The organism is Vicinamibacterales bacterium, assembly GCA_035699745.1.
Classification (GTDB): domain Bacteria; phylum Acidobacteriota; class Vicinamibacteria; order Vicinamibacterales; family 2-12-FULL-66-21; genus JAICSD01.
Genome location: DASSPH010000035.1, coordinates 32,077 through 54,039, shown reverse-complemented (window position 1 = coordinate 54,039; position 21,963 = coordinate 32,077). Strand labels below are relative to the sequence as shown.

The 21,963-nt window shown below is 70.3% G+C and carries 15 protein-coding genes; 5 read left to right on the top strand and 10 right to left on the bottom strand.

Going from position 1 to position 21,963, the window contains the following annotated elements; all coding sequences use genetic code 11:
- Nucleotides 1–230: 230 nt before the first annotated feature.
- Both VFK57_07080 and VFK57_07075 read right to left on the bottom strand, forming a co-directional pair.
- Nucleotides 231–1,247: a rod shape-determining protein gene (locus VFK57_07080; protein HET7695454.1), complete on the bottom strand. Its 1,017-nt coding sequence runs from the start codon at nt 1,245–1,247 to the stop codon at nt 231–233.
- Nucleotides 1,248–1,454: 207 nt separating this feature from the next.
- Nucleotides 1,455–2,108: a hypothetical protein gene (locus VFK57_07075; GenBank protein HET7695453.1), complete on the bottom strand. Its 654-nt coding sequence runs from the start codon at nt 2,106–2,108 to the stop codon at nt 1,455–1,457.
- Between the two features lie 100 nt (nt 2,109–2,208).
- On the opposite strand from VFK57_07075, the gene VFK57_07070 reads away from it, so the two are divergent.
- Entirely contained in the window at nt 2,209–2,487 is a 279-nt protein-coding gene (locus tag VFK57_07070; protein HET7695452.1) for a DUF4342 domain-containing protein, read from the top strand.
- On the opposite strand, the gene VFK57_07065 is transcribed toward VFK57_07070, so the two are convergent.
- The 3 genes from VFK57_07065 to VFK57_07055 are packed head-to-tail and all read right to left on the bottom strand — an operon-like array spanning nt 2,462 to nt 6,029.
- Nucleotides 2,462–3,883, bottom strand: coding sequence for a PhoPQ-activated pathogenicity-related family protein (locus tag VFK57_07065; protein HET7695451.1), 1,422 nt, complete (start codon nt 3,881–3,883; stop codon nt 2,462–2,464). The two genes, VFK57_07070 and VFK57_07065, sit on opposite strands and share 26 nt — an antisense overlap.
- Nucleotides 3,884–3,907: 24 nt before the next feature.
- A complete protein-coding gene (locus VFK57_07060; GenBank protein HET7695450.1) occupies nt 3,908–4,681 on the bottom strand; it encodes a DUF1206 domain-containing protein in 774 nt (257 codons plus the stop codon).
- A 34-nt stretch (nt 4,682–4,715) separates the two neighbouring features.
- A complete protein-coding gene (locus VFK57_07055) occupies nt 4,716–6,029 on the bottom strand; it encodes a hypothetical protein (protein HET7695449.1) in 1,314 nt (437 codons plus the stop codon).
- An 86-nt stretch (nt 6,030–6,115) separates the two neighbouring features.
- Here VFK57_07055 and VFK57_07050 point away from each other — a divergent pair, with 86 nt between their 5' ends.
- Together VFK57_07050 and VFK57_07045 are read left to right on the top strand one after the other, a co-directional pair.
- Nucleotides 6,116–6,733 carry an ECF-type sigma factor gene (locus VFK57_07050; GenBank protein ID HET7695448.1) on the top strand — a complete coding sequence of 206 codons (618 nt, stop codon included), beginning with the start codon at nt 6,116–6,118 and terminating at the stop codon, nt 6,731–6,733.
- Nucleotides 6,723–9,674, top strand: coding sequence for a protein kinase (locus VFK57_07045; GenBank protein ID HET7695447.1), 2,952 nt, complete (start codon nt 6,723–6,725; stop codon nt 9,672–9,674). Before VFK57_07050 ends, VFK57_07045 begins: the two co-directional genes overlap by 11 nt.
- Nucleotides 9,675–9,680: 6 nt before the next feature.
- Here VFK57_07045 and VFK57_07040 read toward each other — a convergent pair whose 3' ends face one another.
- The 3 genes from VFK57_07040 to VFK57_07030 form a co-directional block, all read right to left on the bottom strand.
- Nucleotides 9,681–10,409 carry a carboxypeptidase regulatory-like domain-containing protein gene (locus tag VFK57_07040; protein HET7695446.1) on the bottom strand — a complete coding sequence of 243 codons (729 nt, stop codon included), beginning with the start codon at nt 10,407–10,409 and terminating at the stop codon, nt 9,681–9,683.
- 62 nt (nt 10,410–10,471) lie between these two features.
- Nucleotides 10,472–12,127, bottom strand: a complete 1,656-nt coding sequence (locus VFK57_07035) for an alpha-L-arabinofuranosidase C-terminal domain-containing protein (GenBank protein ID HET7695445.1) — start codon at nt 12,125–12,127, stop codon at nt 10,472–10,474.
- Between the two features lie 69 nt (nt 12,128–12,196).
- On the bottom strand, nt 12,197–15,700 hold the full coding sequence (locus VFK57_07030) for a TonB-dependent receptor (GenBank protein HET7695444.1): 3,504 nt from the start codon (nt 15,698–15,700) through the stop codon (nt 12,197–12,199).
- 167 nt (nt 15,701–15,867) lie between these two features.
- On the opposite strand from VFK57_07030, the gene VFK57_07025 reads away from it, so the two are divergent.
- Both VFK57_07025 and VFK57_07020 read left to right on the top strand, forming a co-directional pair.
- Nucleotides 15,868–16,410 carry a hypothetical protein gene (locus tag VFK57_07025; protein ID HET7695443.1) on the top strand — a complete coding sequence of 181 codons (543 nt, stop codon included), beginning with the start codon at nt 15,868–15,870 and terminating at the stop codon, nt 16,408–16,410.
- A gap of 104 nt (nt 16,411–16,514) precedes the next feature.
- Nucleotides 16,515–17,372, top strand: a complete 858-nt coding sequence (locus VFK57_07020) for an NAD(P)-dependent oxidoreductase (GenBank protein ID HET7695442.1) — start codon at nt 16,515–16,517, stop codon at nt 17,370–17,372.
- 7 nt (nt 17,373–17,379) lie between these two features.
- Here VFK57_07020 and VFK57_07015 read toward each other — a convergent pair whose 3' ends face one another.
- Together VFK57_07015 and VFK57_07010 are read right to left on the bottom strand one after the other, a co-directional pair.
- Complete coding sequence (locus VFK57_07015; GenBank protein HET7695441.1) at nt 17,380–19,806, bottom strand: amidohydrolase family protein; 2,427 nt, start codon at nt 19,804–19,806, stop codon at nt 17,380–17,382.
- A gap of 10 nt (nt 19,807–19,816) precedes the next feature.
- Entirely contained in the window at nt 19,817–21,946 is a 2,130-nt protein-coding gene (locus VFK57_07010; GenBank protein ID HET7695440.1) for a GAF domain-containing sensor histidine kinase, read from the bottom strand.
- Between the last annotated feature and the right edge of the window lie 17 nt (nt 21,947–21,963).

The following is a 21,963-nucleotide window of genomic DNA, read 5'->3' as shown; positions in this document are numbered from 1 at the left end:
GGCTGAATTGTACGGGTGATCGGGCGATCGGGTGATCGGGTGATCGGGTGATCGGCAACCGGAAACCGGAAACCGGGAACCGGAAACCGGGAACCGGAAACCGGAAACCGGAAACCGGGCACCGGAAACCGGAAACCGGCGACGGGTGGCTCGCAGGAGGTCGGAAAATCGGGAGGGATCAGGACGATATCTCCTGTGCCCCCGAGCTCCTGACCTCCTGCAAAGGCGAGCTAGTTCGAGGACACCTTGCGGAGCAGCGCCATGTCGCCGAGCATCTTGCCGGCGCCGAGCACCACCGACGTCAGCGGGTTCTCGGCGACGAGGACCGGCAGGCCGGTTTCCTCGCGGAGGCGCTTGTCGAGGTTGCGCAGCAGCGCGCCGCCGCCGGTGAGGACGACCCCGGTGTCGTAGATGTCGGCGGAGAGCTCGGGCGGAACGCGCTCGAGCGATTCGCGGACGGCGCGGATGATCTGGCCGAGCGGCTCGCTCAGCGCGACGCGCACGTCCGAGTCCTTGATCGTCACGGTCCGCGGCACGCCTTCCATGACGTGGCGTCCCTTGACGTCCATCTCGAGCGGCTCGTCGAGCGGCATCGCCGAGCCCAGCTCGAACTTGATCTGCTGCGCGGTGCGCTCGCCGATGTGCAGGTTGAACGTCTTGCGCATGTAGGTGATGATCGCTTCGTCCATCGCGTCCCCGGCGACGCGCAGCGACCGTCCGTAGACCGTGCCCGCCATCGAGATGACGGCGATGTCGGTGGTGCCGCCGCCGATGTCGATGACCATGTTCCCCGCCGCGTCCATCACCGGCAGGCCGGCGCCGATCGCCGCCGCCATCGGCTCGTCCACCAGGTGGACTTCGCTCGCCTTGACGCGGAAGCCGCTGTCGCGCACGGCCCGCCGCTCCACCTGCGTGATCTCCGCCGGGACCCCGATCACCAGCCGCGGCCGCCGCCACGGCGCGCGCCCCATGGCCTTGCGGACGAAGTGGACCAGCATCCGCTCGGCGGCGTCGAAGTCGGCGATGACGCCGTCGCGCAGCGGCCGGACCGCCCGGATGTTGGGCGGCGTCCGCCCGAGCATGTCGTGCGCCTCCTGCCCGACCGCTTCGACCTCGCCCTTCACGGTGTTGAAGGCGACGATGGAGGGTTCGTTGAGGACGATGCCGCGCCCCTGGGCGAACACGCAGGTGTTCGCGGTGCCGAGGTCGATGGCGATGTCGGTGGAGAACATGGCGGCGATATTCATGGTGTGCCGCGGCGCACCGCATGAATCGTTCCAACAGAAAGCCCGGAATTACGCAGATTCTCAGGAGTTACACGGTTTTTCCCGTTACAAGAACGGCGCTCACTGACAATTCTGTAAAGCGCGATGGTTGGCCCGCTGCCTCGATTGCACGCTCGACAGCCGCGCGTGCACCAGATAGTCGCTGGTACAGGCGTACTCCCGGCACGGCTACTTGAACACTCTCATGAAGCGCAGCTGCATCTGCGCGCCGCGACCGGGCAGATGCTGGACCCACACTTCGATGTCGCCGATCCGCGGCGGCGAGACGGTGACGGTCGCGAACGGAAGGTTCTGCCAGTCGATGCCGCGGGTGTGGAACGCGGCGTAGCCGCCGCCGACCCGGAGTTCCGGCAGGACCGAGTATTCCAGTTTCGCCCGCTCGAGGACGTGCTGCACCTGTGCCCGCTCGGTGAGCGGCAGATACGGGAAGTAGACCGCCTCGCACTGCAGCCGCGCGTGCGGGCGGCAGTTCACCAGGAACCACGGCACCAGATACCGGGCCGAGCCGCTCGCGGGCCCGGCGCTCTGCTGGTAATACAGGCTGCCGACGAGCGTGAGCTTCGGCGTGCGCCGCAGCGTCCGGCCGGCGCCGGCGAAGAACTCGCGATACACGTCGCCGCCGAAGTCCACATACCCGATGTCGGGAAAGATCCAGCCGCTCCTCGACTCGTGCAGCACCTCCGCAAACCGCTGGGTGGCGACGTCCTTGAAGGCGACGCGGGCAATGGTGATGGTTACCTGCGCGGATGCGCCGGCGGCTGAGAGCACGATGAGCGCGGCGCAGGCGAGCGCGGCGCGGATGAACCGTCGCGGCTGAGTCAAGCGGACGCCGCAGAATATACCTCATGAGATACGCGAGTATCCCGCCGGCGGACCCGACGCCGCCGCGAACCTCCGGCCCGGCAGATCCGTAGGATCGTGCATGGCACAGACCTGCTGGGAATCCATCAAAGCCGAGGGCAATGGGGTCCTGGACAAGCTGAAAGACCTCGTCCACCAGGGGAACATCCGCCGCGTGCGCGTCCGCCAGGGGGAGCGCACCATCGCCGAGTTCCCGCTGACCGCGGGCGTGGTCGGCGCCGTCCTGGCGCCGATGCTCGCCGCCATCGGCGCGCTCGTCGCGCTGGCGAAGGACTGCACCATCGAGGTGCAGCGCGAAGAGACGTCCCTGGTCGCTACCGACCAGACCCCGGCCGCTTAGGCACCGGGGCCGCGAACGGCAGCGTGTCGGGCAGGACTCGAACCGCGGTCGTGAACTTCAGCGGATACCGGCCGCCCGACGCGAAGGTCAACTCCACGAAGAACGCCGTCCAGCCCCTGGCAGGCTTCGGCACGCGTGCGACCCACGTGTTGGGCCCCGACGGCGTCAATGCCGTCGACCGGTAAACCGCGCCGATCGTCTCCAGGCGGAAATCGCGCGCATCCGGATTGGCCGCCTCCCACATCGTCACCGCGTCCGGCCGCGTTTTCGACACCACTTTGATCGCGCCGTCCTTCTCGAAGGTCCAGCTGAACTCGGGGCGCGGCGTGCCTTTCACCATCGATCCGTAGAACGCCGCCAGCGTCTCGAGCGCATCCGACTTGCTGAGCGAGTGATCGGTGTTGGGCACGTAGCGCAGGTGGTTCTCGCCGCGGAGCTTGTCGAAGTAGAACTGCGACGAGTCCGGCAGGAAGAACTGATCGCCCGCCGAATTCAGCAGCAGCTTCGGCATCGTCAAGCGATCGCGGTACTCGTACGGCTCCTCGATCTTCATCAGCGCGCGGAACTGCGGCGTGCCGAGCCAGTCCATGATCCCCTGCTCGACGTAGTCGTCCACCGCGTCGGAGTAGCGGCCGTAGGCGCGATAGTGGTGCTCGAACGAGGGTTCGACGTTGAGCACGTCGATCACCGCGGGCGCGAGCGCGGCGACCCGCGTGTCGACCGCCGCGGCGGCCCACGACGTCCAGCCGCGCTTCGAGGCGCCCGAGACGACGAACCGCGCGACCGGGTGACCGCCGCCGGCGGGGGATGCGGCGAACGCCGTCACGGTGTCCATGGCGCGGACGGCGCTCTTGGTCATCGGCAGCCGCGCCGGCCAGCGATCGTCGCCGGTGCGCAGGAACTGGTTCCAGGTATAGGCGATGAAGTCGTCCTCGGTGCGCGGCTTCTTCGCCGGATCGTTCTTGAAGACGATCGGCTGATTCGGCACCATCCGCAGTTCCGCGACGACCGTCCCGGTGTCGCGCGCGATCTCGGCCTGCCAGGGGGCCGGCGCCGCCGGCGGATTGCGATCGTTGCGCCCGCCGCCGACGAACAGCAGCGCCATGTCGCTCGTCACCTTCGCCGGCGTGACGACGACCAGCCAGTGCTTCCACAGGGGCTGCTCGATCTCCGCGTCGAGCCACCGCTGCGAGGTGAGATCGATCAGCGTGGCGGTCGTCCCCTCGGGGGCGGGGAGCGTCTTCGACACCGACCAGGCGTAGCTCGGATCGGGCGCGGCGACGTAGCGATCGAGGGCGGTCTGCGCCGCCCGGACGTGGCTGGCCGCGGGCTGGCGTGCGGGCGCGCCGGCCCCGAGCAGGGCAAGAGCGAGGAGCGCGGGAAGTGTACGGGTCACAGCCGGGGATTATACGGGCGCCGGCTACACCTCGGCGTAGCGGGCGTGCAGAAACTGATAGATGCCGTAGGCGAAGACGCCGGCGGCGGCGAGCCCGAGGAGCACCGTGCCCTGCGGCAGGGAGTTGAGGATCACCAGCGACCGGTCCAGGCCGGACGCTTCGGACGTGCGGCGCTCGAGGGCGGCGCGGACGAGGCCGACGCCGAGCAGCAGCACCAGCACGCCGCGCGCGCCGATGCCGCCGCGCGCGACCTGCAGCGCCCAGTTGCCGGCGCGGCGGCGCAGCGTGCCGGCGTCGAGATCCGGCTCGAGCCGCGCCTGGATCGCGTCCCGGATTTCCACCAGCCCGTACCAGCCGACGCCAAGCCCGGCAATCGCGATCAGCCATTCGCCGAGCGGCCACTGCAGCGCTTGCCGCACCAGCGGCTCCGGACCCGACTCGCCGGCGCGCAGGCCGAACCCGAGCTTCATCGCCGTCACGCCGATGCCGGCATAGACCAGCGCGCGGACGATGGTCAGCGCGCGGTCGCCCCAGCCTTCGTGGCGGTGGTGATCCCACCCGAAGATCGCGCGCACGATCTGCCACGACGCGTAGGTCAGAAGCCCCGCCGCGAGGACGATGAGCAGCGTCTGACCCAGAGGCTGCCCGAGCACGACATACAAGGCGCCGCCCTGGTCGGTGATCCGGCCGCCGCGCGCGCCGACCGCAACCTTCAGCGCCAGCACCCCCACCAGCACGTAGACGACCGCCTTGGCGATGTAGCCGAGACGGACGAACGCGGCAACCGTCTTCTGCACGCCGGCCGACGATGCATCGACCGCGCCAGCCGGGTTACTTGCGCTTGAGGTACGCGATCAGCGCGGCACGCTCCTCCGGCGCCGGACGGCGATCGAAATGGACGCCGTCCGTGCTGGCCACCGGCGGGACCGGCCCCGCGGGGGGCGCGTTGACTTCGACCCGCTTGAAGAACTCGATGTAGTGGTCCACCACCTCCTCGATGGTGGCGGCGCTGTTGTTGTGGAAGTACGGCGCCGTTCTCGCCAGCCCGCGCAGCGACGGCACGTCGAACTTGTTCCAGTCGTCCTGCGGCGCGGGGCCGCCGACGAAGCCGGTCAGCAGCGCGCGCCCCGGATCGGAACTGGTGCGGCGGATCTTCGTGGCGCCGATGGTGATCTCGTAGGTACGGGCGTTGCGGGTGAGACCCGGGCTGCAGGCGGCAAAGGCGAACCGCCCCTGCGGATCGACGGGACGCGGACACTGCGACACGATGTCGTGGTAGCGGATCACCGGCGCGGCCGCCGCCGACTCCGACGGCCCGCCGTGGCACTGCGCGCAGGCGCGCTGGAACACCGCTTTCCCCTGCTGCTCCAGCGGATCGAGCGGCAGATCCGGATCCGGCAGCTCCGCCGCTCCGGCGGCAATGGCGTCGGCGAGCGCGCGGACGCGCGGACTGCTGAACTGCGCCCGCTGAAACGCCGCGAGGTCGTCCAGCACCGCCTGCGGCGGCGCCGACTGCACCTGCGCGTGATTGACGAACGCGCCGATCGCCTGCTCCTGCAGCGTCCCGATCCGCGCGTCCAGCTGATACCCGCCGAAGCGATTCGGCTCGCGGAACCAGGGGTTCCCGGCGCCGGGGCCGGTCAGCGCGACGTCGTTGATCGTCGGCACGCTGCGCCAGACGTCGACGAAGGTTTCGTCCGACGGCTGGTTGGTCGCCGGATCGATCAGGCGCATGTTCGGCGGGAGCGGCAGCGTGATTCTGATCAGCGCGTGCTCGCGCAGGGTGGTGTAGTCGCGCGCCGCGTCGCCGTTGACGCGGAAGTCGTCGGCGTCGATCGGACGGAACAGCGGGTCGTCGGCGTGCGGATTCACCTGCCGCATGGCTTCCAGGCGCTGGAATCTCGCCTCCACGCTCGCCGGCGACAGCTGGAACTGATCCGTCGGCATGTGGCAGTCGGCGCACGAACGGCCGTTGCCGGTCAGCCCGGCGGGGCTCGGATCGAGGAAGGCGAGAAAACCGCGCGCGACCTCCAGGTGCGGGGCGGACGGCTGCACGGCGGCGGCCGCGGCGGTCAATCCGATGGCAAAGGCCGCGACGGCGGCAAAGAGCAAAGCGCGTGTGCTGGCGGTGCTGACCTTGTTCACGGGGGCTCCTTCGATCCATAAAGGCGCGGCCGGGGCGGGAAAGCTGCAATTGCGGGATCGGCGCGCGTTCTGCGCCTTATCCAGAGATGGTCGCGCTACACTCGGTCGCGGTCATGGCCCGGCCCGACGACACCCCGCACGGCGAGCTGACGGGATTCCTCCGAGGATGGAGCGACGGTGACGCCGACGCGTTCGAACGGGTGCTGCCGCTGGTGTACGACGAGCTGCACCGGATGGCGGCGCGCTACCTGTCCGGCGAACGGTCGGCGGTCAGCCTGCAGCCGACGGCGCTCGTCAACGAGCTGTGCGTCCGCCTGCTCGGATGGGACCCGGTGCGCTGGCAGAACCGCGCGCATTTCTACGGCGTGTCGGCGCGCATGATGCGCCGCGTCCTGGTCGACATCGCGCGGCGGCGCGCGGCGGAACGGCGCGGCGGGCGGGACGCGATCCGCGTGCCGCTGGACAGCGTCGACGTCGCCGCGCCGCCGCCGGGAGACGATCTGCTCGCGGTCGACCGCGCGCTCGAAGCGCTGGCCGGGGTCGACCCGCGCAAGGCCCAGGTCGTCGAGCTGCGCTTCTTCGGCGGGCTCTCGGTCGACGAGGTGGCCCGCGCGCTCGACGTGTCGCCGCGGACCGTCCACGGCGACTGGACGTTCGCGCGCGCGTGGCTGTATCGCGCGCTGAGCCGGGACCGTGCACACTGATCGCTGGCGCGAGATCGAGACGCTGTTCTCGGCGGCCCTGGCCCAGCCTCCGGCGGCGCGCCGGCCGTTCGTCGAACGCCACTGCGCCGACGCCGGCATGCGGGCCGAGGTCGTCTCGCTGCTGGAGGCGGCGGACGCGTCGCGGGACTTCCTGTCGTCGCCGGCGCTCGACGCGTTCGCGCGGCAGGTGTCGCGTGAGGGCTGGACGGTGCGCGTCGGCGATCGCCTCGGCGCCTACACCATCACGGCGCGCATCGGGGCGGGCGGCATGGGCGAGGTCTGGCGCGCGCGCGACGAGCGGCTCGGACGCGACGTCGCGATCAAGCTGCTGCTGCCGCATGCCGCCGACCTGAGCCAGCGGGCCAGCGCCTTCGAACGCGAGGCCCGCGCCGCCGGAGCGCTGAATCACCCCAACCTGCTGACGGTCCACGACGTCGGCGACCACCGCGGCGCGCCCTTCATCGTCATGCAATGTCTCGACGGCGAGTCGCTGCGCGCGCGCCAGGCGCGCGATCCGCTCCCGCTCGACGCGGCCCTGCACGTCGCGCTGCAGGTCGCCCGCGGACTCGCCGCCGCGCACGCCCGCGGCATCGTCCATCGCGATCTGAAGCCCGAGAACATCTTCCTGACGGCCGACGGCGGGGTGAAACTGGTGGATTTCGGAATTGCGGCGCTTGCCGCCGACGAAGGTGTGTCGGGCGGGACGCCCGGCTACGTCGCGCCGGAGCAGGCGCGCGGCGAGCCGGTGGACGCGCGCGCGGACGTCTTCTCGTTCGGCGCCGTGCTGCGCGAGATCGCCCCCGATCCGCCGGCCCCGCTCGCGGCGCTGATCGCGCGCTGCGTGGAACCCGATCGCGATCGCCGCGCGGGGTCGATGCCGCAGGTCGTCGGCGATCTCGACGCCATCGTCGAGCAGCGGCGTCCGCCGGATCTGCGCCTGCGGGCGCTGGTCCGCCGTCCCGCGGTGATCGCGGCGCTGGCGGCCTTCGCCGCGCTCGCCGCCGGGGCGGGGTGGTTCCAGTACCGCGCCGCGGCGCAGGCGCGATGGGCGCACGAGGTCGCGGCGCCCGAGATCCGCCGCCTGAGCGCCGCCGGCGACGTCGCCGCGGCGTTCCTGCTCGCGCACGAGGCACGGCAGGTCAGACCGCAGGATCCGGTGATCGAGCAGCTGTGGCTCGACGTCTCGGTGCCGATCCCGGTGGTCCTCACCAGCGATCCCGAGGGCGCCGACGTGCTGCTGTCGACGTACCGGACGCCGTCAGCCGCGTGGCTGCCGCTGGGACGTACGCCGCTGCGCGGCGTCCGCATCCCTCGCGGACTGTCGCGGATCCGCATGGTCAAGGCCGGCTTCGAGCCGTTCGACGGCACCTACTATCCGCATCCGCAGATGACGGTGCGGCTCGATCCCGCCGGGACGACGCCGGCGGGGATGGTGCGGGTCAGCGGCGGCCGCGACGCCGTGCGCTTCGGCGACGTGCGCGCCGTCGCCGATTTCTGGATCGATCGCTACGAAGTCACGAACCGCGCCTTCAAGGCGTTCGTCGATGGCGGCGGCTATCGGAATCAATCGTACTGGCGCGAGCCCTTCGTCGACGGCGGCGCCCGGCTCGCGTGGGACGCGGCGATCGCGCGGTTCGTCGATCGCAGCGGGAAACCGGGACCGGCGACGTGGACGAACGGCAGCTATCCAGAAGGACAGGGCGACTTCCCCGTCGGCGGCGTCAGCTGGTACGAAGCGGCCGCGTACGCCCGCTACGCGGGAAAGGCGCTGCCGACGATGTATCAGTGGTATCGGGCGGCGGCGCTCGGACGCTTCGCCGACATCCTTCCGCTCAGCAACTTCAACGGCGCGGGGCCCGCGCGCGTCGGCGCGCACGCCGGGCTGGGCACGTTCGGCACCTTCGACATGGCGGGCAACGTCAAGGAATGGTGCTGGAACGAGTCCGGCGATCGCCGCTTCGCGCTCGGCGGCGCGTGGGACGAGCCGCGATACATGTTCGCCGACTACGACGCGCGCCCGCCGTTCGACCGCGCGGCGAACCTGGGCTTCCGCCTGGCGAAACACGACGGGCCGGTGAGCGCGGCGGAACTGGCGCCGGCCTCGCCGCTCGCCCACCGGATCGCGAAGCCGCGGCCGCCGGTCGGCGACGACATCTTCGCCGTGTACCGCCGCCAGTACGCGTTCGATCCCTCGCCGCTCAACGCCGTCGTCGAAGAGGAAGAACGCACCGAGATGTGGACGCGCATCAACGTGACGTTCGACGCGGCCTACGGCGGCGAGCGCATGCGCGCGCACCTGTTCCTGCCGATAGCGGGCCGGCCGCCGTACCAGACGGTGGTGTTGTTCGGCGGCAGCGATGCCTTCCGCCTGCGATCGAGCCGCGACATGTCGCTGAGCTCGGCGGAAGTCCTGGTTCGCAGCGGACGCGCGCTGCTCTATCCGGTCTACAAAGGGACCTACGAGAGACAGGCGCCGGAATTGATGGGGACGAACGCGCGCCGCGAACTGCGCATTGCCTGGTATCGCGACCTGGCGCGGGCGATCGACTATCTGGAAACGCGGCCGGACATCGATCGCACGCGGCTGGCGTTCTACGGCACCAGCGCGGGCGGGGACGCCGGAGTCATGCTCACCGCGCTGGAATCACGATTCAAGGCGAGCATTCTGCAGGGCACCGGCCTGCAGGAGGAATCGACGCCGGAAATCGACCTGCGCAACTACGCGCCGCGCGTGCGCGTGCCGACGCTGCTGCTCGCCGGCCGCTACGATTTCGAAGTGCCGTACGAAGCGGCCCAGAAGCCGCTGTTCGAACTGCTCGGCCCGGCGCCGGAACACAAGCGGCTGGTCAGCGTCGAGTCGGGCCACACGGTACCGGCCAACGAACTCCTCGGCACCGTGCTTCCATGGCTGGATCGCTACCTCGGGCCGGTGGCGCGCTGAGCGCGGTCAGCGGCACTTGTCGCCGGCGAGCACCGACATGAGCACGAGCGGCTTCTTGGGTCCAGCGGCGACCGTGTGCGGCATGCCGCGCGGCACCATCAGGAAGACCGCGGGCCCGAGCGGTTCCTCGCGCCCCGACAGCTTCGCCATCCCCTGCCCGGCAATCACGTAGATGAACTCGTCCGCATCGTCGTGCGTGTGCTGCGCGAGCGGCTCGTTCATCTGAATCAGGGTGCTCGATCCGCCGGGCGCGCAGCCCATCGGCGTGGTCTTGCCGGCGGCGCGGCCGATGTAGTTCTTCTCGATGAAGGCCGGCATGTCGAGCACCGCCATCTTCAGGTCGGGCGGCGGAGGCGGCGGAGCCGCCGGCTTCTCGACCGGCGCCGGCTCGGGCTCCGGCTCCCGCTCCATGGTGACGGCAACCTCGATCGGCTTGGCGCCGCGTCCGGTGACCTGGCGATCGACGCTGATGTACCCGGGCTTCTCGAACTTCAGGATGTACTGACCGGACGGAAGATTCTCGAAGACGGTGCGCCCGCGTTCGGTGCGGGTGGTCCGCGTGACCACGCCGCTCAGCGTGACCCGCACGTCCGGCACCGGAGCGCCCGACGAGTCGGTGACATTGATGGCAAAAGTTACCGGTCCCGTGGTCGGCGCCGTGCCGCGGCGCTGGGCCGCCGTCAGACCGGACGCCAGCGTCAGGAGGACGATCGCGAGTGAGGCCGTCATGCGCATGAGCTACTCCGCAGCAGGGCAGTCCATGAAGCGTACCACTTCGCGGGGTGCGCGGGTGCGGCTCAGCCCAGGTCCACGGACAGCCGGGTCACCGAGGCCGGCGGGAACGTGTGCGTGATCACGGTGCCCGGCACACTTTCGGCGGCGACCTCGCGCGGGCGGACGGTGTCGGGACGATCGAAGGTGTTGTGCGCGTGGATGTCGGAGGCGGCGATCGCCGTCGCCCGGACGGCTTTCACCTTGCCGCCGTGCAGCGCGATCTCGGCCGTCGACGGCTCCGCGATGTGCGGATTGACGACGGTGAGGGTGAGCGTGCGCTCCTTCAGCGTGGCGGATCCGCCCAGACCCCAGATCGTCGCCGGGCCGTTCTCCCGGGCATAGCTGATGCGCGGCGCGGAGAACAGCGTCCGTACGGCGCGGCCGCCGGCATGCGCGCCGTACATCTCGAAGACGTGGAACGTCGGGGTGGCGACGAAGCGATCCTCGTGCGCGAGGAACAGGGAGTGCAGGCAGTTGATCAACTGCGCGACGTTGGCCATCGCCACCTTGTCGGCGTGGCGGTGGAAGGTATCGAGCGTGAGCGCCGCCAGCAGCGCGTCCCGCAGCGTCGACTGCTGGCCGAAGAGATGGTGCGGGGCGACCTCGGTTCCCTCGCGGTGCCACGCGCCCCACTCGTCGACCACGAGCTTCACGCGGTGGCGGCGATCGTACTCCCCCATCACGTTCCAGTGGCCGGCGATGAGGCCGTCCATCTTGTCCGCTTCGTTGAGCAGCTCGTACCACTCGTCGGCGGTGAACGAAACCGCGTCCCCCTTGCCTTCGTACCAGTCGGTGGTGCGGCCGCGGCTGACGTTCCAGGAATAATGATGCAGCGCCCAGCCCCACAGCCGGCGCAGCTGCCCTTCCCCCTTCTCGAGCAGCCGCGTGAAGAACCGGCGCGTCCACGCCAGGTCGCCGCCGTTGGGGCCCGAGCCGATCAGCGCCAGCTCGAGGCCGTAGAGCGGCACCCAGGCGGTGAAGCGGCGATACTCGGTCGCGTACTCCTCGGCGGTGAACTCGCCGCCGCAGCCCCAGGACTCGTTGCCGACGCCCCAGAAGCGGACGCCGAACGGCTCGCGATCGCCGGCGGCCGCGCGCTGATCGGCAAGCGTGCTCCGGCCCGCGGGCGCGTTGCAGTACTCGACCCACTGATAGAAGTCGCGCGGCGGCAGACTGCGCAGGTTGGCGGCGAGATACGGCGGCGCGCCGACCTGGCGGCAGAAGCGAATGAACTCGTTGGTGCCGAACCAGTTCGGTTCGTGCTTGGCCGGACCGTCCGGGCGCTTCGGCATCGTGCGCTCGTCGATCCAGAAATTCGAGCGCGTCGGCCGTGATTTCGCCGGCCCGACGCCGTCGCGCCAGTCGTAGCTGTCGGCGAAGCAGCCGCCGGGCCACCGGATGGCGCCGCGCGGCAGCCGCCGCATGTGCTCGACCAGCGCGCGCCGGATGCCGCGCTCGTTGGGAATCTTCGAGCCCTCGCCGACCCAGATGCCGTCGTAGACGACACCGCCGAGGTGCTCGACGAAGTGGCCGTAGAAGTCGGCGGTGACGGGACCGATCGGCTCGTCGAGCAGCACGTCGATGCGCGAGGCCGCGGCGCGCGCGGACCGCGGCGCCAGAATCGCCGCGGCGGCCGCCGCGATGCCGGTCCAGATCAGTTCACGTCGTCCAATCGCCACGGACAACACCGATAACACGGATCAGCACGGAGCACCAAGCACGGATACTGTCGAGATTCGGGCCACGGATCAGAAGAGGAACTTCAGCATGACCTGCACGCGGCGCGGGTAGTTCAGCTGCGCCGAGGTCACCACCTGCCCGAATGACGCGTTGGTCGGGTTGAGGCTGTTGCCGCCCGGCGACGGGAACTGCGGGTGATTGAAGGCGTTGATCGCCTCGAAGCGGAACTGCAGCGACTTGCCGCGCGGCAGCGCCGTGTTCTTGATCACCGACAGGTCCACGTTGTTCGTCCGATCGCCGCGCACCGAGTCGAGCCTGAGCGGGAAGGTGCGCAGGTTCGACACCGGCTGCTGGGCGGTGATGCGGTTGAACCCGGCGTCGACGTTGAACCACCGCGCGAGCGTCGGCTCGTCCGAGGCGATGTCGTCGAGGTCGCCGGTGAAGAACAGGTTCGGGAAGCTGCCGATCGGGAAGCCGCTCTGCAGGGTGAAGATCCCCTGCAGCTGCCAGCCTCCGATCAGCGCGTTCAACGCCGGGTTCGCGTCGGCGGCGAAGCGGCGCTGGCGGCCGAACGGCAGCTCGTAGATGCCGTTGATCGACAGCCGGTGCGGCACGTCCTGGCTCGAGATCCCTTTCCACGGCTCCGGATCGCCGGCGTTGAGGAACTCGGTGGCCTCGATGAACCGCGAGTAGGTGTAGTTCACGCCGAAGGTGTAGCCGTTGGCGAACCGCCGCTGCAGCCCCGCCTGCAGCGAGTGGTAGCGCGACCATCCTTCGCTGGTCGTCGTGTTGACCGCGTCGAACTGCGGATACGGACGCAGCAGCTGCTGACGCTGGATGTTGGCGCCGCGGAACCCGGCGCCGGCCGTCGCCGGCATCAGGTTGACGAACGGGTTGGGGACCTGGGCGGTCAGATAATCGTTCGTCGCGTTGTCCCGCGTCGTGCTGGTGCTCAGGTACTGATTCGGCGTCGCATTCAGATTGCGGCCGGTCGGCAGGTCGTCGCCGCGATTGCCGACGTACGCGAGATCGAGCACCAGGCGTCCCGGCAGCTCGCGCTGCAGGCCGATCTGCCAGCGCTGGTTGCGCGGCGACTTCGGATTGGGACTGAAGAAGGTGATCGACTGGCCGAGGAACGTCTGGATCCCCGCAGCCGAGCCGACCGGCTCGATCACCCCGCCGCGGAACGGATTCGACAGGGTCTCGATGAAGGTGAGGCCGTTGTCGAGCGAGACGGTCAGCGGCGTGTTGGCGCTGAAGCCGGTCGTGATCACGTCGCCGCGGCGCTGGCCGAGGAAGCCGTAGAACACGCCGTAGCCGCCGCGGACGACGGTCTTCTCGTCGAGCTTGAACGTGGCGCCGGCGCGCGGCATCCAGTTGTTCTTCGGCACCTCGTACAGCGCTTCCGGCTGGCCGTTCACGCCGGCGAACGTGAGGCCGCCGCGGACATGGAACTGGTCGAGCGGAATGCCGGTCGCCGCGGTGTTCAGCGCCGCGCGCGCCGCCGCTTCGATCGGCTGCGACACCGCGGCGTCGAAGCCGCGCACGCTGCGGTTCTGCGCCTCCCGCAGCGCCGACTCGAGCTCGTAGCGCAGCCCGAGGTTCACCGTCAGGCGCGGGCCGACGCGCCAGTCGTCCTGGACGTAGAAGCCGTAGGTGGACGACGCCTCGTCGTAGCTGGCGCGGCGCACGATCTGTCCGGAGGTCGGCAGGCCGAGGAGGAACGCGGCGAACGACTGGCCGAGCTGTCCCGGCGCGGTCGGCGAGTTGTCGAGCGGGCCGCGCGTCCAGGTCCCGTCGAACACGAACTGGCCGGTCTGATCGTTGGCGAAGAAGGTCGAGGTCTCCGCGTAGCGCCGGAACTCCATGCCGGTGCGCAGCGAGTGGGCGCCAATCGACCGGGTCATCGTGCCGATGAACGAGTGGGTCTCGTTCGGACGGAACTCGCCGCCGAACCCGGTGCCCTGATAGCCGGTGATGTCGAAGCGCGGGAAGCGGCGCAGGTCCTGGCCGATCGCCGAGTTGTATGCCGCCGGGAAGCCGAGCGACGTCAGGTCGAAGCCGTGGTTGCCCGGGTTGGTGTCGGTGCCGCGGACGAAGCGGTTGAAGCCGTAGCGCAGGTTCATCACCGTCGACGAGTTCATCACCCAGACGTGATCGAACGCCGCCTGGCGCGAGATGAACTGGAACCACTCGCCGGTGGAGAGATTGTTGAAGTAGTTGTTGTAGTTGCTGTTCCGGTCGTACCAGCTGAACCGCCCGTAGACGCGCTGCTTCTCGGTGGCGACGTGGTCGACGCGGATCGTGTTGGTCGCGTACTTGATGGTCTCGGGCAGCGACGGCTGCTGGAAGTTGCCGGTGCCGTCGGCGTTCCCCGGCGACAGCGGACGGCCGATGTACTCGAGGGCCGCCTTCGCCACGGGGTTGATGAGAGCCGCCGGGATGATGTTGCCCGGGAACGGATCCTGCTGGAAGCGTCCGTTCGCCACCGCGCGCCGCGTGAACGGGTTGTAGATCTGGTACTGCGGTCCGAGCGCGAGCAGCTCCGAGAAGTCGCCGTTGCGCATCTTCTCGGTCGGCACCGTCGGCGTGCCGTTGTTGCGCGGCCGCGCCTCGTGGATGCCTTCGAAGCCGTAGGTGAAGAACGTCTTCCGCCGGCCGTCATAGCCGGGCAGCACGACCGGGCCGCCGGCCATCCCGCCGTAGCGGTTGTAACTGAAGTCGGTGGGCGGCAGCCGGTTCGCGTTGCTGAAGAAATCGCTCGCGAAGAGACTCGGCGGCGTCTTCACGAAGTAGGCCGTCCCCCTCAGCTCGTTGGTGCCCGACTTGATGCTCAGGTTGGTCACGCCCCCTTCGGTGTTGCCGAAGCTCGCGTCGAACGTGGCGGTCTGCACCTTGAATTCCTGGACGACGTCGGGCGGGGGCACGTACGAGGCGATGACCTCGTTGGCGTTCGCCGTCGCGGTGCTCGGCACGCCGTCGATCGTCAGGTCGCTGCGGTTGCCGCGGGTGCCGTCCATCGCGTAGCCGACGATGTGGGTCGGCTCGAACGGGCGATCGAGCCGCAGCGATCCCGTGTAGGCGACGCCGGCGGCGAGGCCGATGAGCGCGTAGGGATCGCCGTGCGGCGTCGGCAGCTCGGCGATGCGGCGCGCGTCGACCACGTTGCCGAGCGAGGCGTTGGTCGTCTGGAGCAGCGGCGTGGTCGCGGCGACGGTCACCTCTTCCACCGTGCCGCCGACTTCGAGCGTGATGTCCAGATCGAGGCGATCCGCGATGCGCACCTCGATGCCTTCCCGGACGTACTTCTTGAAGCCCTGCAGCTCCACCGCGATCTTGTAGGTGCCGGCGATCAGGTACGGCGCCTGAAAGAAGCCGTCCTGATTGGTCACTGCCGTAATGGCGTTGCCCATCGCCTCGCTGGTGATGGTCACGGTCGCGCCGGGGACGACCCCCTTGCTCGTGTCGCGGACGGTGCCGCTGATGGTGCCGCGCGAATCCTGGGCGAACCCGGACGTTGCCGCCGCCGCGAGCGCGAGGCACGCGCACACGACGATCTTCAGGCGTTGCATTCGAACTCCTCCTGCGAGCACTTGTGTAGCCGACCGGGGCGGGTATCGCAAGGAAATACGCCGTGTTGCGCAGCGCAAAACGCGGCCGCGGCTTGTCTTGGAGCCCAAAACCGAAGAGACTGGCGCGGCCTCGGGGCGCCGGCCCCCGGAGCCAAAGGGAGTACCCGATGAAAAGACGGGAATTCGTCGAAAAACTCGGCGTCGGATCGGTGACGCTCGCGGCCGCCGGCGCGCTCGGCAGCGTCGCCGCGGGTAAACAGGAGACGCAGGATCACCACTCGCAGCTCGACGGTCCGCTTGCGAATGCGACGGTGTCGTTCGGCCAGTGGATGTTGCCGCTGGATCGCTACCCGAACAACAGCCCGCGCCAGGCGAACCATCACAAGCTGCGCCCGTATGAAGCGACGATCCGGGCGGGCGGCGCCGTGACGTTCCAGATCAACGGCGTGCATCTCGTGCTGATCTACGCGCCCGGAACGACCCTCGACAGCATCACCCGCAACGTCGTCGAAGCGACGCCAGGGCCGCCGCCGTTCCCCGGCTTCGTCGACGATTCCACCAATCGCGTCTACCGCGGTCTCGATCCGCGCCCGCTGCCGCAGGACCGGCAGGAGACGGTCACGTTCGCGGAGAAGGGCACCTACCTGGTCGTCTGCGGCCTCGTCCCGCACTTCGATCAGGAAATGCACGGGTTCGTGAAAGTCGTCTGACATCAGTCGGTCACACGTCTGAGCTCGTCCAGGAGCTGGCCCGCCCGGGTAGCGCAATCGGACGGCGCGCGCCGTCGCGCGACATAATCGCAGCAGGAGGCAGCGTGGCACGAATCGCGTTACTCGGGACGGGCCTGCTCGGGTCCGGGATGGTTCAGCGTTTCCTGCGGTCGGGGACGGCCGTGACGGTGTGGAATCGGACGGAGAGCAAGGCGCGCGCGCTCGAGCAGCACGGCGCGCGGGTCGCCGCGTCGCCGCGCGAGGCGGCGGCGGGCGCCGACCGGGTTCATTTCGTCCTGCCGGACGATGCCGTCGTCAATCAGATGCTGGAGCAGATCGCCCCGTCGCTCGAGCGCGGCACGATCGTCGTCGATCACTCGACGACGCTGCCGGAGGCGACCAGGGCGCGCGCCGAACGCATGCGCGCCACCGGCGTGCGGTACGTGCACGCGCCGGTCTTCATGTCGCCGCAGATGGCGGCCGACGGCATCGGCCTGATGCTGGTCTCGGCGCCGCGCACCGATTTCGACGACGTGCGCGCGGCGCTCGAGGGGATGACCGGCGAGGTGTGGTATCTCGGCGAGCGAACGGACCTCGCCGCCGCCTACAAGCTGTTCGGCAACTGCATGCTGTTCGCGATCAGCGGCGGCCTGGCGGACGTGATCACGATGGCGCGCGCGAACGACATCGATCCGCTCGACGGCCTCAGCGTGTTCCAGAAGTTCCAGGCCGCCAACATCATCAACTTCCGCGGTCCGCGGATGGCGCGCGGCGAGACCACGCCGGCCAGCTTCGCGGTGGAAATGGCGCGCAAGGACGTCGCGCTGATGGTGGCGGCGGCGAAGGGTCGCCCGCTCGTCGCACTGCCGTGCGTCGCCAGGCGCATGGACGAGGTAATCGCGGCCGGCCGCGGCGGCGAAGATCTGGCGGCGCTCGGCGCGGCGAAGCCGGGTGAACGCTGACGCGGGATCACTTCGCCGACGCCGGCAGGCGGATCTGTGCAATCACCGGGAAGTGGTCCGACGGCGTCCGCCCGGATCGCGCGCTGCGCACGATCTCGGCGCGCATGACCTCGGTGCCCGGAGGCACGAACACGTAGTCGATCTTCTCGCCGCCCGTCCTGGCCGCGTCGAAACCGCTGAACGTGCCCGCGACGCGTTCGTCCGGGAACCGCACGCGGAACGTATCCACCAACGCCCCGCCGGAGACCATCGTGGTGACGGCGGCGTTCTGCTCGCCGGCGTTGAAGTCGCCGGTGACGACCACCGGCTCGTCCGGGTGGCGGCGTCCGGCGATGCGGCTGCGCAGCAGCGCGGCGCTGCGCTCGCGCGACGGCTGCGACTCGTGATCGAGGTGCACGTTGTAGTGCCAGAAGGCGCGGCCGTCGCGATCCACCAGCCGCGCCCACGTGCAGATGCGGGTGATGCGGTTCCCCCACGATTTCGAGGCGACGGCCTCGGGCGTATCGGAGAACCAGAAGGTGCCCGCATCGGACACCTGGAAGCGATCGCGGCGGAACAGGATCGCCGCGTACTCTCCCTTGCGGGCGCCGTCGTCGCGGCCGGTGCCGATGACGGCGTAGGCCGGCAGCGCGGCGACGATCTCGTCGATCTGGAAATCGAGCGCCTCCTGCAGGCCGATGATGTCGGCTGACTGCTCGCGCAGCACGTCGATGAGGAAGTCGCGGCGAAGCGGCCACCGGTTGTCGCCGTCGTTGGCGGTGCCGTAGCGGATGTTGAACGACATGGCGGTGAGCGGGGCGCGCGGCTGCACCGCCGCGGCCGGCTTCGCCTCGTGCACGATCCGGCCGTTGACGATCGTCAGCAGGCTGGTGGTGCGCGGCAGCTCGGGCGCCGGCACCTTGAAGATGTCCTGCGAGAGGAGCGCCAGGTCGGCGAGCATGCCGGGGGCGATCGTGCCCTTCTGCCGCTCGGCGAACTCGGCGAACGCCGAGCCCTTCGTATAGGCGGTGAGCGCCTGCTCGACCGTCAGCGCCTGCGAGGGGTTGGCCGCGTTGGCCGCGGCGAACATGATGTTGAGAAACGGATTGAGCGGGCCGTCGGATCCGATCGCGAACGGCACCCCGGCGGCGATCGCACTCTTCACCAGATCGGTGCGCGCCAGGCGCTCGGCGCCGAGCCGCTGACGCAGGATCGGCGCGATGGTGAAGTGCGACGGGTTCTGCACCAGCGTCACGCCCATCCGCGCCGCGCGGGCGAAGTCGGCCGCCTGGATCATGTCTGCGTGCTCGAGCCGCGGACGGAGCGTCAACCACCGCGCGCCGCCGGTGTCCTGCAGCGAATCGAGCGCCAGCGCGATCGCCCCATCGCCCACCGCGTGGAGCAGCGGCTGCTCTTTCGCGTCGTAGGCGCGCCGCAGGAACTCGCGCAGCTCGACGCCGGTCATGTTCGCGCGGCCGCTCGTCTTCGGCGCGTCTGCATACGGCGCGCGCAGCAGCGCCAGCCGCTCGATGGGGGTGCCGTCGAGAACCCACTTGGTGCCCGACGCGGTGACGAGCGGGGAGGCCGCCTTGACGCGCCGTCCGGCGGGGGCCCGCCACTCCTTCATCGGCGTCAGCGGGAAGTCGATCAACCGCGTGCGGATCGGAAGGTTCGCGGACTCGATCCACGGCGCCGCGTCGGCCATCGGATACGCCGTCATCATCGCCTGCACGCTGGTGATGCCGAAGGTCACCGCTTCGGCGGCGAACTGCTGCATCGCCTTCACCTGCGCGGCTCGGTCCGGGATCATCGAGAGGCGCTGCGCGATCAGGTAGTCGGCATACTCGTGCGCCAGGCCGGTGAGCCTGCCGTCGGCGCGGCCGAACCAGCCGCCCGCCGGATCCGGCTCCGTGTCCGACACGCCGAGCGCGCGCAGCGCCGCGGTATTGAGGATCGCGCCGTGCCCGGTCCAGGCGTACAGCATCAGCGGCCGGTCGGGCGTGAGCGGATCCAGCACGGCGCGCGTGGCGCGCGGATCGTCGAGGGCGTTCGCGCCGATCTCGCCGAGGATCCACCGGCCCTGCGGGGCGGCGGCGACCGTCTTGCGGATCCGCGCCAGCACCTCGTCGAGCGGCGGATCCTGCTCCATCGCCGGCGGCCCCTCGAGCTGCACGATCTCGGGCATCGCGCCCGGATGCGTGTGGGCGTCGTTGATCCCGGGAATCAGCAGGCGGCCGCCGGCGTCGACGATCCGCGCCGCGCCGGCGGTTCGGATCGCGGCGCTCGTGCCGACCGCCTCGATGCGGTTCGCGCGGATGCTGACCGCCTCGGCCCACGGCTGCGCCGGAACGCCGGTGAAGACGCGGGCGTTGACGATGGCAAGGTCGGCCGGCGCGCCCGATTGAACGGCGAGCGTGAGCGCGAGCAGCGCGCTCGCGAGAAGTCGCATCAGCATGGGTCGGATTCTAGCGCGGCGCCGCGGCGGAGGAGGCGGGGCCGCGGCCGACCGCCTCCTGCTCGGCGGACGAGACGGTCGGCAGCGTCACGACGAACGTCGCGCCGCGGCCGATGCCGGGACTCTCGGCCGCGATTCGCCCCTTGTGCGCCTCGACCAGTTCCTTGGCGATCGACAGCCCCAGGCCCGCGCCGCCGTAGTGCCGCGACGCGGCATGGGACTGGCGGAACGCCTCGAAGATGTGCGGCAGGAAGTCGGGATCGATGCCGGGGCCGGTGTCGGTGATGCGGACGCAGACCTCGGCGTCCGTCGCGTCCACCGCGACCGCGACGCGCCCCCCTTCCGGCGTGAACTTCAACGCGTTGCCGAGCAGGTTCAGAAAGATCTGCTCGAGACGCCGGGGATCGGCGGTCAGGTGCACGTCGGGGACGGGCGAGACGTCCAGGTGGATCCCGCCGGACGCGGCGACCGGGATGATCGACTCGATGACCTCGCGCAGGAGCGCGCGGAGATCGACCGGCGCCGCGTCCAGCGACATCCGCCCGGACTGCAGCCGGGAGAAGTCGAGCAGGTCCTCGACCAGGCGAAGCTGCCGCGACGCGTTGTCGGCAATCGACTGCAGGGCGCGCTGGATGCCCTGCTCGTCGAGCGCGCCCTGCTGCAGCATCGAGGTCCATCCGATGATCGCGTTCAGCGGCGTCCGCAGCTCGTGCGACACGATCGAGACCAGCTCGTCCTTGTGCCGGTTGGCGGTCTCGGCATCGGCGCGCGCGCGGTCCGCCGCCTCATAGAGGCGGGCGCGCTCCACCGCCTGCGCGCAGTGCCGCGCCACCGAGACGAGCAGGTCGCGGTAGTCGTCGTCGAAGTTCACCGGGTTGGTGAAGTGGAACCCGAGCACGCCGACGGCCACGCCATCCACCAGCAGCGGCAGCGTCGCCGAGGAGACGTAGCCGCCGTCGGCGGCGATGGTCGCGGATCGCGCGTAGCGCTCCTGCCACTCGTCGAAGGAGCTGACCAGCACCGGCGCGCGGCTGTGCACCGCCTCGGTGGCGCACAGTCCGGGCACCGCCGCTTCGCGCGCGCTGGGGCCGGCGGCGCGCGGACCGTCGGCGAAGACCGTCTCGAACGCCGTGCCGCCGTCGACGAGCATCGCCACGTCGCCGCTCGCGGCGCCGAGCACGTTGCGCCCGTGCTGGACGACGGCGCGGGCGACGTGATCGAGGGTCGCCGCTTCCGACAGCGCGGCGGCGAGCCCGTGCAGCCGCGTGGTGCGCGCCACCAGCGCCCGGTAGCGCGCTTCGCTGGCGCGGAGCGCCGCTTCGACCTTCTGCCGTTCCACCAGCTCGCGCTCGGCGCGCTGCCGCTGGGCGTCCGCCTCGGCGCGTCCGCTCAGCGCCGACTCGTGCTGCCAGGTGCGATCGAGGGCCTGCGCGCCGCGCGCGGCGAGCGCCTGCACGTAATCGCGATCGGCAGTGGTGAACGCGCGCCGCTCGCGGAACTCGAGCCGCACCACGGCGACGACTCTGCTGCCGACGAGCAGCGGAACCGCGGCGACCGAACCGAACTCGCCGCGCGCGCCAGACGGGTACTCGTGGTCCCACTTCGACGGCGATTCGATGAGCACCGGCGCGCCGCGGCCGATCGCATCGGTGGCGGGCGTCTTCACGTCCAGCGATTCCTCGCCGCGGGCGTCGCGCTCCTCCGGCCGGTATCCCACCGCGCGCGCCACCTCCGCGGTGCTGCCGTCGCGCCGCAGCAGCAGCACCAGCCCGGCGTCGGCGCGCAGCGCGTGCAGCGGCTCCTGCAGCGCCGCCTCGATCGCCGCCGCGGGGGTCCGCGCCTGCGCGAGCGCGGCGGTGAGCTGGGCGAGCCGCTCGGCCTGTTCGGCAACGCGGTTGGCTTCGCGGCAGCGGTTGCGATCCTCGTTCGAGCGCTGATAGGCGCGGGCGACGACGACGCAGACCAGCATCCACGCCACGCTGTAGGCGGCGCCCAGCACCGCGTCGGCCGGCTTGTCGAGCGGAGGCAGCGCCCGCAGCCCGGCCAGGAACAGCCAGGCTGCCGCCGGCGCGACGACGACGATGACCGCCGCCTTCGCCAGCACCCGCGCGATGACGCCTGAATTGGACTCGGGCCGCACCACTCCTCCGCCGCCAT